Here is a 9,164-nt window from a genome sequence, read left to right as displayed (position 1 = left end):
CCGCTACGACAAGCGCCGCTACGTCTACCTGGGCACCGCCACCGCCGCAGCCCTCACCATCTGGCTCCGCACATGATCGGCCGGACAAGTCCTAGGGAGCCCTCCACTGCGGGTCGCGGCCGGTCAGCGCCAGCACACGGTCGAAGTCGGACACCTCCGTGCCCACGGTCACCGGTTCGGCGAACACCCCGCCCTCGCGGGCCTTCGGCGCCAGCTCGGTGAGCGCCGGCCAGACCTCCGCGACGACGACCGGGTCCGGTGTGAACTCCTGGCCGGTGGCACGGGCCAGATCCCACGCATGCACGGTCAGATCGCCCAGCACCATCGTGCCGACCGTCCGTGCAGGCAGACCCATCCTCCCCGACGTGCCTTCCTCGGCCCCGGGCGCCGCCCACGCCGAGACGAGGGCGGCGGTCTCCGCAGCGAACCGGGCCCGCCAGTCGCCGCCACCCTCGACGAAGTGCGGCTCCACGCCGAAGTCCGGATGCCCTTTCGCCGCGAGGGCCTGGAAGTTGATCACGACCTGCATGAGGTGATCGGTCAGCTGGCGTACGTCGTACTCGGCGCACGGCGTCGGGTCGGCGAGGTGGTCGTCGGTAATTCCCCGCACGATCGGAACGGCCTGATCGGCCGCCGATCGGAGCAGGTCACTGATGCTGTTCGTCATGCGTCGACCGTAGGGCGGCGCACGCCTGTGCGTCTTGAAGAAACGCGACGTAGGATCCCCGGCATGGCGGGGCCGCGCACTGACACCCAAGGCATAGTCGAAGCCCGCGAGCTCTTCGCGCGCGTCGACTTCCGCCGCCGCGAGCCCGCCCCCGAGCTGCGTCCGTATCTCGAGCACTACTGGCTCATCGACTGGGATCTGACCGAGCCCTACGCCTCGCATGTCGTACCCCACCCCTGCGTGAACATGGTGTTCCAGCGCTTCGGCGACGAGCCTGCCTGGGCCGAGGTCGCGGGGATCGGGCTGGAGCTGTTCACCCAGAAGCTGACAGGGCGCGGCCGGGTGTGCGGAGTCAAGTTCCGGCCCGGCGGCTTCCGGCCGTTCGCCCCGAAGTGGCCGGTGTCCGAGTGGACAGGCCGGCGGGTGCCGCTCGCGGACGTCGTGTCCGGCGCCGGGCAGAGCGCCGTGGACGCAGTCGTACTGCCGGACCATCAGGACGCCCGGGTGACGGCCCTGGACGCGTTCCTGCTGGGTCTGGCTCCGCGGGCCGACCCGCACGCACTGCACGCCATGGAGCTGGTGGAAACCGTCCGCTCCGACCGCTCGGTCCGGCGCGTCGCCGAACTCGCCGCCGCGGAAGGGGTGTCGGTCCGCTCGCTGCAGCGCCTGTTCGCGACGTACGTCGGCGTGGGCCCGAAGTGGGTGATCCTGCGCTACCGCATCCATGAGGCGCTGGAGCGCGCGGAGTACGGCGAGAACGGCGGCTGCGGACTCGACTGGGCGGCGCTGGCGGCGGAACTCGGGTACAGCGATCAGGCCCATCTCGTACGGGACTTCACGGCGACGGTGGGCGTGCCGCCGACCGCGTACGCCCGGGCGGGCGCTGCGTAGTCCGCGTGCGGTGTCAGAGCCCCGGCCTACAGTGCGACGCATGGGCAAGAACGCATCGACGATCCGCATCGAGCCGTGGTCCGAGGACGACTTCGACCTCCTCCGCGCCGCGAACGCACCCGAGTTGATGGACCACCTGGGCGGCCCGGAGACCGAGGAGCAGCTGGTCCTACGGCATGGGCGGTACGTGTACCTGAGCGCGGACCGCACCGGCCGGGGCCGCATGTTCCGCATCGTCTGGGAGCCCGACGGGCGGGCGGCCGGGACAGTCGGATTCTGGGAGAAGACCTGGAACGGCCGGCAGGTGTACGAGACGGGCTGGAGCGTGCTGCCCGGCTTCCAGGGGCGGGGCATCGCGACCGCCGGCACGCTCGCTGCGGTCGAGCAGGCCAGGGCGGCGCGCAAGCACCGCTTCCTGCACGCTTTCCCGTCCGTGGGCAACGGCCCGTCCAACGCGGTGTGCCGGAAGGCGGGCTTCACGCTGGTCGGCGAGTGCGAGTTCGAGTACCCGCCCGGGCAGCAGCTCCGGTCCCACGACTGGCGCATCGACCTCGGGCGGTTCTGAGCGCCGCATCGGGCCCGCTTGACGAGCGGGCCCATTTTCACGGATATTTATCTGCGTAACGCAGCTTCTGCGTAACGCATTACTCTTCCTCCAGCCCAAGGAATCCGCCATGCCGATCCTCGTCACCGGAAGCCGCGGCACCGTCGGCTCCACCCTCCTCACACTCCTGCACGAGCAGGGCCTGAGCGTCCGGGCCGGGTCCCGCAGCCCCGACAAGCTCACCGTGCCCCGGGGCGTCGATTCCGTGCGGTGCGCCCTCGACGAGCCCTCGACCTTCGCGGCCGCCCTCGACTCCGTCACCTCGGTCTTCCTCTATGCCGAGCCCTCGCACATCAGGGCCTTCGCCGAACAGGCGGCCTCGGCGGGCGTCGAGCACATCGTGCTGCTCTCCTCCAGTTCGGTTCTGGACCCGGACGCCGCGGACAACCCGATCGCCGCGTCCCATCTCGCGGTCGAGCAGGCGCTGGCGGCCGCACCCGTCACGACGACCGTCCTGCGGCCCGGCGCATTCGCGGGCAACGCCCGGCAGTGGGCGCGGGCCCTGCGGTCCTCCGGCGTCATCGAGCTGCCCTACCCGGGCAGTTACGGCGACCCCGTCCATGAGCGTGATCTCGCGGAGGCCGCCGTCGCCGTCCTGACCAGGCCGGAGCTGCGCGGCGGGACCTACCACCTGACAGGTCCGCAGTCGCTCACCTTCGCCGAGCAGATCGCGATCCTGGAGCGCGTCGTGGGCCGCGGCATCGCCGTCCGCGCGGTGAGCCGCGACGCCTGGCGGGCTTCCGTATCCGCCTACCTGCCGGACGAGTTCGCCGAGGCGCTGCTCGACTACTGGGCTTCGACCGACGGTTCGCCCGCGCACCTGACCGGCACTCTCGAGCAGCTGACGGGCCGCCCGCCCCGCAGCTTCACGGCATGGGCGGAGGAACACGCGGAAGCCTTCCGCGCCTGACGCCGCCCATGGCGCCGCGCGGGCCTCGGAGCCGCCTCGGGGGCTCGCCCGCAGCCGCCGGAAACACCTGGCTGACAGCCACCGCACGATGACATGCTTACTCCGTGAACGGACCGGAGATCTCCCTCAGCGTCGCACCCGAGCTGCGCCTATTCGTCACCTCGGAGCGCCGTCAGGGGCGTACGGCCGTGGTCACCGACGGCTCGTCGACGCTCGGCCATGTCGTCGAGTCGCTCGGCGTCCCGCTCACCGAGGCGGGCCGGCTGCTGGTCGACGGCCGCCACGTTCCCGTCTCCCACATCCCGCGCGCGGGCGAGCATGTCGAGGTGTGCGGTGTCGAGCGGCCACAGCACGTCCCCGGCGCACCGCTGCGCTTTCTCCTCGACGTCCATCTCGGCACGCTGGCCCGCCGTCTGCGGCTGCTCGGCGTCGATGCGGCGTACGAGAACGAGGACATCGGCGACCCCGCACTGGCCGCGCTCTCGGCGAAGGAGCGGCGGGTGCTGCTCTCACGTGACCGGGGGCTGCTGCGCCGCCGTGAGATCTGGGCGGGCGCGTACATCTACAGCGACCGACCGGACGACCAACTGCGCGACGTGCTCGAGCGGTTCGCCCCCGCACTCGCGCCATGGACCCGCTGCACCGCGTGCAACGGGAAGCTGACGGAGGCCGACAAGGACTCCGTGCAGGAGCATCTCCAGCAGGGCACCCAGCGGTCGTACGACGTGTTCGCCCAGTGCACGGCATGCGAGCGCGTGTACTGGCGCGGGGCACACCACGCCCGCCTGGAGGCGATCGTCGCGGACGCGCTGCGCACCGCCGGCCCCTGAGGCCCGCCCCTGCCGCTCGTGCACACCACCCGCGCAGCTCGCGGCTATGCGTCGAACCCGCCGCCGCGCAGCCGCTCGATCTGGCCCGCACTCACCTCTACCGTGCGCCGCATGTGCGCGGTGAGCAGGGCGATCTCGTCGTCGCTGTACGCATCGAACATGGCGGCCCACGGGCCGCCGACCCGCTCCCACAGCGCGCCGAACTCCGCCATCCGCTCGGACACGAGCGACACCAGCACCCGCCGGCGGTCATGGGCGTCCCGCTCGCGCGTGACGTACCCGGCGCGCTCGAGCCGGTCGACGAGCCGCGTGGCCGAACCGGTGGTGAGCCCGGTGAGCTCGGCAATGCGCCCGGTGGTGACGGGCCGGTCTTCCAGTCCCAGCAGGTTCAGGCACTGCAGATCTGTGGGGTGCAGCCGCAGATGGTCGGCGAGGGCCTGGTTGAACAGTGCGTACGAGGCCATGTACCGCCGCGAGGCGGCGAACATCTCGTTCATCAGCCTGTCACGCGTCCCCGAACTCTCCTGCGCCATGCAGAGAGTGTACGGCGCAGAGCCTGATACGCCGGCGCGGCCGCGACCTGTCGGACCCGCCGCGCCCCCGATGATCCGGGCCAGGCCGCCTCTGTCAGACACGGTTGCCCCGGTCTGCGACCGACCAGGTGTCAGCCCCGGCGAGTTGCCCGCACCCTGCGTGCCAGGGTGTACCCATGCTCATCGCCCGCTCCGTCGCCCTGTTCGTCCTGGCCGCGCTGTTCGAGATCGGCGGCGCATGGCTCGTCTGGCAGGGCGTGCGGGGCAGCGACGGCGGCGGACGGGGCTGGATCTGGATCGGCGCCGGCGTGATCGCCCTCGGCCTCTACGGCTTCGTGGCCACGCTCCAGCCGGAAGGCGAGTTCGGCCGCATCCTCGCCGCGTACGGCGGAATCTTCGTGGCCGGCTCGATCGCCTGGGGCATGGTCGCGGACGGCTACCGACCCGACCGCTGGGACGTCATCGGCGCGCTGATCTGCCTCGCGGGCATGGCAGTGATCATGTACGCCCCTCGCGGACGCTGATCCACTTATGGACACCGCGGCACCTGGTCCGCGGTCCGGCCTATCCTGGGCGTGGATCGATCACACGCTCGAGGAGTTGCGACATGACAGCCGCTGGGACCCCCGTCGCGGTCATCACCGGAGCCAGCAGCGGCATCGGTGCGGCCACCGCCCGACAGCTTGCCGGTGCCGGTTTCCACGTCGTACTCACCGCGCGCCGCAAGGACCGTGTCGAGGCCCTTGCCGCCGAGCTCACCGCGGCGGGCCGTCAGGCCACCGCGCATGCGCTCGATGTCACCGACCGGCCCGCGGTCGACACCCTCGCCGCATCGTTGGTCCGCGTCGACGTCCTGGTGAACAACGCGGGCGGCGCCATCGGCGCCGACCCCGTCGCCACCGGCGACCCGGCCGACTGGCGGGAGATGTACGAGACCAACGTCATCGGCACGCTCAACCTCACCCAGGCCCTGCTCCCCGCGCTCACCGCGAGCGGCGACGGCACGGTCGTGGTCCTCTCCTCCACCGCCGGGCTCTCCACCTACGAGGGCGGCGCCGGCTACGTCGCCGCGAAGCACGGCGCCCACGTGCTTGCCGAGACCCTGCGCCTGGAGATCGTCGGCAGCCCGGTCCGGGTGATCGAGATCGCTCCCGGCATGGTCAAGACCGAGGAGTTCGCCACCACCCGTTTCCGCGGCGACACCGAGAAGGCCGCCAAGGTCTACGAGGGCGTGGCCGATCCGCTCACCGCCGACGACGTGGCCGATGTCATCACCTGGGCAATCACCCGCCCCTCCCACGTCAACATCGACCTTCTCGTGGTGCGGCCTCGCGCCCAGGCCTCCAACTCCAAGGTGCACCGCGCACCGTGACGAACGACCGGATCGCCTCCACCCGGCCGGCTCTTTCACTGCGTTCACCGACTCCTCGCGTCGAACTCCCGCGCCCGCAGCCCCGCCTGGAACCGTGACGTGGCGCCGAGCAGCGTCATCAGCTCGGCGACCCGCCTGCGGTAGGTCCGCAGAGACATACCCAGATGACGTGACGCGGTCTCGTCGGTGTGCCCGGCGCTGAGCATCCGCAGGATGTCCCGGGCCTGCTCGTTCAGTTCGGGCGGCGGCGAGGCCCGCAGACGCCGGTACTCGGCCAGATCCGTCGCGGTCTCCCAGGCCACACCGAACAGCGCCCGGACACCGTCGACAACATCGGGGGACCGCACCACCGAGTACGTCCGCACCCCACCGGCGTCTGCCCCGGCGAGGATCGCGATCCGCCGGTCGATGATGATCGCCTCGCGGGCGAGGGGCGCGGTGGAGATCCGCACCTGGGCTCCGGAGCCGGCGATCCTGACCAGCCGGCGTTCGGACTCGTCGTCGGCCAGCGCCCGTGGGGTGTAGATCTTGCGCATCGACAGACCCGAGACCAGAGAGGGCCGGTAGCCCTCGGCAAAAGCGGCGTTCACCCCGGCCGACCAGGTCACCAGGTCGGCTGCCGCGCACAGGAACTCCTGACGGGCAGCGCCGAACAGATGCCCGGCCCGGCGAACCAGTTCCCCCTCACCCCGCAGGGTCACGATCTGATCAGTGGTCATCGTCCGCCCAGTGTCGGTCAACGTGGCAGCAAGGTGCCAGTCCTCCGCCGACCGTGCCGACTGCCCGCAGGATCTCGGCATGGCCACGAACGACATGACTGATGCGACCACCACGACAACCACCGCCGGCATTTCCGGGGCTCACGCCGGCCACGCCGGACTCTGGCACCTCGGCGGCGACTTGAAAATCGCCAGGATGGGCTTCGGCGCGATGCGGTTGCCGGCACCGGACTGGGACGGCCCGGCCGGCGACCCCGACCGCGCCGTCGCCGTCCTGCGCCGGGCGGTCGAGCTGGGTGTGAACCACATCGACACCGCGGCTTTCTACTTCTACAAGCACCTCTCGGCCAACGCGCTGATCCGCACCGCTCTGCACCCCTACGCCGACGACCTGGTGATCGCCACCAAGGTCGGCCCCGGCCGCACCCCCGAAGGCGAGTGGATGTCGCCCGCCGGCCCGGACGAGCTGACAGCCGCCGTCCACCGGAATCTGCGCGAACTCGGGCGGGACCACCTCGACCTTGTCTATCTGCGCCGTCTCCCGAGCGTCGAATCGCTCTCGGAGCAGTTCGGCGCCCTCGCGGCGCTGCGGGAGCAGGGCCTCATCCGGCACCTCGGTCTCAGCAACGTCCGCCCCGAGCACCTCGCCGAGGCAGAGCAGATCGCACCCGTGGTCGCGGTACAGAACCAGTTCAACCTGGTGACCCGTCCCGGCGCCGCCATGGTCGGCATCTGCGCCGACAAGCGCATCGCCTTCGTGCCGTACTTCCCGCTCGGCGGCCTGGGCATCGCGGAGACCGGGCGGCTCCAGGGCATCGCCGACCGGCACGGGGCGACACCTGTCCAGGTCATGCTCGCGGGGCTCCTGGCCCTGTCCCCGACCGTGCTGCTCATTCCCGGTACTTCCTCACCGGCACACCTCGAGGAGAACGTGGCAGCGGGCACCCTCCGCCTCCACACCGAGGACCTTGCCGAACTGGACTCGATCAGCCGGCGATGAGCCCGTCGGCGACCAGCCCCGCCAGCACCGCTTCGCTCAGAGCCTGCACGGCGGACAGCGGGCGGACCATCACCGTGAACTCCTTGATCCGGCCCGATTCGTCGCCCTCGAAGTGCAGAAGATCGATGCCGTGGATCTGCTTGCCGTTCACAGTGGTGCGGAACAGCAGGACGGCCGACGGCGCCTCGGCGCCGTCGGCGCTGGTCCCGGCGGTGCCGTCGAACTCCCCGATGTACCGGAAGTCCTCGAAGGTGCGCAGCAACACCCCGAAGAGTCCCAGCACCATGGCCTTGCCCTCGAAGGGGGTGAACTTCACCGGGCTGTAGAAGCGGATGTCCTCGGTGAACAGGTCGTCCAGAGCGCCCAGGTCGCCCTTCTCCACGGCGGTGCGAAAGCGGTCAGCGGTCGTCGTCATGACGGACCCCTCTCTCATACTCAAGAAAAAGATTAGTCACTTTCTTGAGTATGATGCGGGATCCGCCGAGGAGAGGGAAGGGGTCGGCCGACAAGGGTCCGCACCGAGACCAAGATCGATCTGTTCGCCACCCGGCCCGATCACCGGCCACAGCCGGAAGGCCCCGGTCCGGGGCCTTCCCTGTGCGCTCCACGCCGCACCTCGCGTCTGCTCCTCCATGCCCTTGGCCGAGGCCGAGAAGCGGCGAAGTCCGCTACTGCCGGGGAAACGCATTTCCCACAGGTCCTTGTTCGCCACGCGCGGCGCTGCCGAACGGGAACATCGAGCTGTGCGTCCACGTCCCCTTGGTTCCCTGCTCGTGGGAGGAGTTGCTTCCCTGCTCATGGGACGAGGGCCGAGCGGAAGAGGACGCGGCAGTGCGATGGCGCGCGGCGGCCTGGCGAGGCGGCCGGGTCAAGGTGATCTGCCTGACCAACTGCTGGAAGCAGGCCAGGGCGGCGAGGGGAGGCAGCGCAGCCGCTGCCGCGTCGGTGAGCGTCCGCGGAGCATGCGCCACGCACAGCACGGTGGTGAGCGTGGAGAAGAACAGCACGACCGACCACGAGTGCACGACACGGCGCTGGTGGAGCGAGGCACGCAGGATGGAGAGCGAAGCAACCAGCCAGGGCCCGTAGACCAGCAGCGGCCACCAGCCGGCCAGCCCCTCGGCCATGCGCGGTGCGGCGATGTGGCGCAGCGGATCCAGGGCGACCATGCCCCCGAAGACGCTCACCATGGAGACGACGACCGCACCCAGCGTGGCAAGGCAGAAGCTCGCCGTCTGGACCAGCGTGAACCTGGACTTCCGCGCGGGGGCCCGCCGCCGGTGACCGCGGGAGGAGAGCCGCGCGAAGGGCAGTTCGGTGGTGATCTCGTTCGGCCGCGCGAGCGGGTCGCCGTCCGGTGCCGGGGGAACTGTGCCGAACTCCTGCCACGCGTTGGTCTGCAGCATTTGTTCCAGTTCGACCGCCGGATCCCACGGCTCGTCAAGGATCTCCGGGGTCAGGGGTGTCATCGCCTGATAGCCGCCCAGCGAGACCTCGTTGGACGTGAGATAGGGGTCCGGCCACCCTGCCCGGCCGATCACATCGGGGTGCGCAGCCGCTGAACCATAGCCGTACTCGTCATACATGGACGCTTTGCCCCGCCCAATCGTCGCTGTTCGTGGCGTACCAGGACCGCGT

The 9,164-nt window shown here is 70.6% G+C and carries 12 protein-coding genes; 7 read left to right on the top strand and 5 right to left on the bottom strand.

What is annotated here, in order from left to right; translation table 11 throughout:
- Window positions 1–91 precede the first annotated feature (91 nt).
- Window positions 92–667 carry a TIGR03086 family metal-binding protein gene (locus ABZ208_RS33575; RefSeq protein WP_356913228.1) on the bottom strand — a complete coding sequence of 192 codons (576 nt, stop codon included), beginning with the start codon at window positions 665–667 and terminating at the stop codon, window positions 92–94.
- Between the two features lie 63 nt (window positions 668–730).
- Here ABZ208_RS33575 and ABZ208_RS33570 point away from each other — a divergent pair, with 63 nt between their 5' ends.
- The 4 genes from ABZ208_RS33570 (at window position 731) to ABZ208_RS33555 (ending at window position 3,902) form a co-directional block, all read left to right on the top strand.
- A complete protein-coding gene (locus ABZ208_RS33570; protein WP_356913227.1) occupies window positions 731–1,558 on the top strand; it encodes a helix-turn-helix domain-containing protein in 828 nt (275 codons plus the stop codon).
- Window positions 1,559–1,598: 40 nt separating this feature from the next.
- A complete protein-coding gene (locus ABZ208_RS33565; protein ID WP_356913226.1) occupies window positions 1,599–2,123 on the top strand; it encodes a GNAT family N-acetyltransferase in 525 nt (174 codons plus the stop codon).
- Window positions 2,124–2,232: 109 nt separating this feature from the next.
- Window positions 2,233–3,072: an NAD(P)H-binding protein gene (locus tag ABZ208_RS33560; protein WP_356913225.1), complete on the top strand. Its 840-nt coding sequence runs from the start codon at window positions 2,233–2,235 to the stop codon at window positions 3,070–3,072.
- Between the two features lie 104 nt (window positions 3,073–3,176).
- On the top strand, window positions 3,177–3,902 hold the full coding sequence (locus ABZ208_RS33555; protein ID WP_356913224.1) for a Mut7-C RNAse domain-containing protein: 726 nt from the start codon (window positions 3,177–3,179) through the stop codon (window positions 3,900–3,902).
- Window positions 3,903–3,946: 44 nt separating this feature from the next.
- On the opposite strand, the gene ABZ208_RS33550 is transcribed toward ABZ208_RS33555, so the two are convergent.
- The gene (locus tag ABZ208_RS33550) at window positions 3,947–4,435 is read right to left on the bottom strand and encodes a MarR family transcriptional regulator (protein WP_356913223.1); all 489 of its coding nucleotides are present in this window, start codon (window positions 4,433–4,435) and stop codon (window positions 3,947–3,949) included.
- Between the two features lie 176 nt (window positions 4,436–4,611).
- Here ABZ208_RS33550 and ABZ208_RS33545 point away from each other — a divergent pair, with 176 nt between their 5' ends.
- Window positions 4,612–4,959, top strand: a complete 348-nt coding sequence (locus ABZ208_RS33545; protein ID WP_356913222.1) for a YnfA family protein — start codon at window positions 4,612–4,614, stop codon at window positions 4,957–4,959.
- Between the two features lie 83 nt (window positions 4,960–5,042).
- On the top strand, window positions 5,043–5,807 hold the full coding sequence (locus ABZ208_RS33540; protein ID WP_356913221.1) for an SDR family oxidoreductase: 765 nt from the start codon (window positions 5,043–5,045) through the stop codon (window positions 5,805–5,807).
- A gap of 44 nt (window positions 5,808–5,851) precedes the next feature.
- On the opposite strand, the gene ABZ208_RS33535 is transcribed toward ABZ208_RS33540, so the two are convergent.
- A complete protein-coding gene (locus tag ABZ208_RS33535) occupies window positions 5,852–6,526 on the bottom strand; it encodes a DNA-binding response regulator (RefSeq protein WP_356913220.1) in 675 nt (224 codons plus the stop codon).
- Between the two features lie 196 nt (window positions 6,527–6,722).
- Here ABZ208_RS33535 and ABZ208_RS33530 point away from each other — a divergent pair, with 196 nt between their 5' ends.
- Window positions 6,723–7,526: an oxidoreductase gene (locus ABZ208_RS33530; RefSeq protein ID WP_356913230.1), complete on the top strand. Its 804-nt coding sequence runs from the start codon at window positions 6,723–6,725 to the stop codon at window positions 7,524–7,526.
- On the opposite strand, the gene ABZ208_RS33525 is transcribed toward ABZ208_RS33530, so the two are convergent.
- Window positions 7,513–7,941 (bottom strand): nuclear transport factor 2 family protein, encoded by a 429-nt coding sequence (locus ABZ208_RS33525; RefSeq protein ID WP_356913219.1) that lies wholly within the window; start codon window positions 7,939–7,941, stop codon window positions 7,513–7,515. The genes ABZ208_RS33530 and ABZ208_RS33525 overlap by 14 nt on opposite strands.
- Window positions 7,942–8,194: 253 nt before the next feature.
- A complete protein-coding gene (locus tag ABZ208_RS33520; protein ID WP_356913218.1) occupies window positions 8,195–9,112 on the bottom strand; it encodes a DUF2637 domain-containing protein in 918 nt (305 codons plus the stop codon).
- Window positions 9,113–9,164 lie beyond the last annotated feature (52 nt).

The organism is Streptomyces sp. NPDC006208 (assembly GCF_040613775.1).
GTDB lineage: Bacteria > Actinomycetota > Actinomycetes > Streptomycetales > Streptomycetaceae > Streptomyces.
Note: the sequence above shows the minus strand (reverse complement) of the source record. Positions and strands in the feature narration are given on the sequence as shown.

Excerpts from the sequence above, each read along its gene's own strand:
- ABZ208_RS33575 (WP_356913228.1), bottom strand. The coding sequence starts at position 667 with ATGACGAACAGCATCAGTGACCTGCTCCGATCGGCGGCCGATCAGGCC.
- ABZ208_RS33570 (WP_356913227.1), top strand. The coding sequence starts at position 731 with ATGGCGGGGCCGCGCACTGACACCCAAGGCATAGTCGAAGCCCGCGAG.
- ABZ208_RS33565 (WP_356913226.1), top strand. The coding sequence starts at position 1,599 with ATGGGCAAGAACGCATCGACGATCCGCATCGAGCCGTGGTCCGAGGAC.
- ABZ208_RS33560 (WP_356913225.1), top strand. The coding sequence starts at position 2,233 with ATGCCGATCCTCGTCACCGGAAGCCGCGGCACCGTCGGCTCCACCCTC.
- ABZ208_RS33550 (WP_356913223.1), bottom strand. The coding sequence starts at position 4,435 with ATGGCGCAGGAGAGTTCGGGGACGCGTGACAGGCTGATGAACGAGATG.
- ABZ208_RS33545 (WP_356913222.1), top strand. The coding sequence starts at position 4,612 with ATGCTCATCGCCCGCTCCGTCGCCCTGTTCGTCCTGGCCGCGCTGTTC.
- ABZ208_RS33540 (WP_356913221.1), top strand. The coding sequence starts at position 5,043 with ATGACAGCCGCTGGGACCCCCGTCGCGGTCATCACCGGAGCCAGCAGC.
- ABZ208_RS33535 (WP_356913220.1), bottom strand. The coding sequence starts at position 6,526 with ATGACCACTGATCAGATCGTGACCCTGCGGGGTGAGGGGGAACTGGTT.
- ABZ208_RS33530 (WP_356913230.1), top strand. The coding sequence starts at position 6,723 with ATGGGCTTCGGCGCGATGCGGTTGCCGGCACCGGACTGGGACGGCCCG.
- ABZ208_RS33525 (WP_356913219.1), bottom strand. The coding sequence starts at position 7,941 with ATGACGACGACCGCTGACCGCTTTCGCACCGCCGTGGAGAAGGGCGAC.
- ABZ208_RS33520 (WP_356913218.1), bottom strand. The coding sequence starts at position 9,112 with ATGTATGACGAGTACGGCTATGGTTCAGCGGCTGCGCACCCCGATGTG.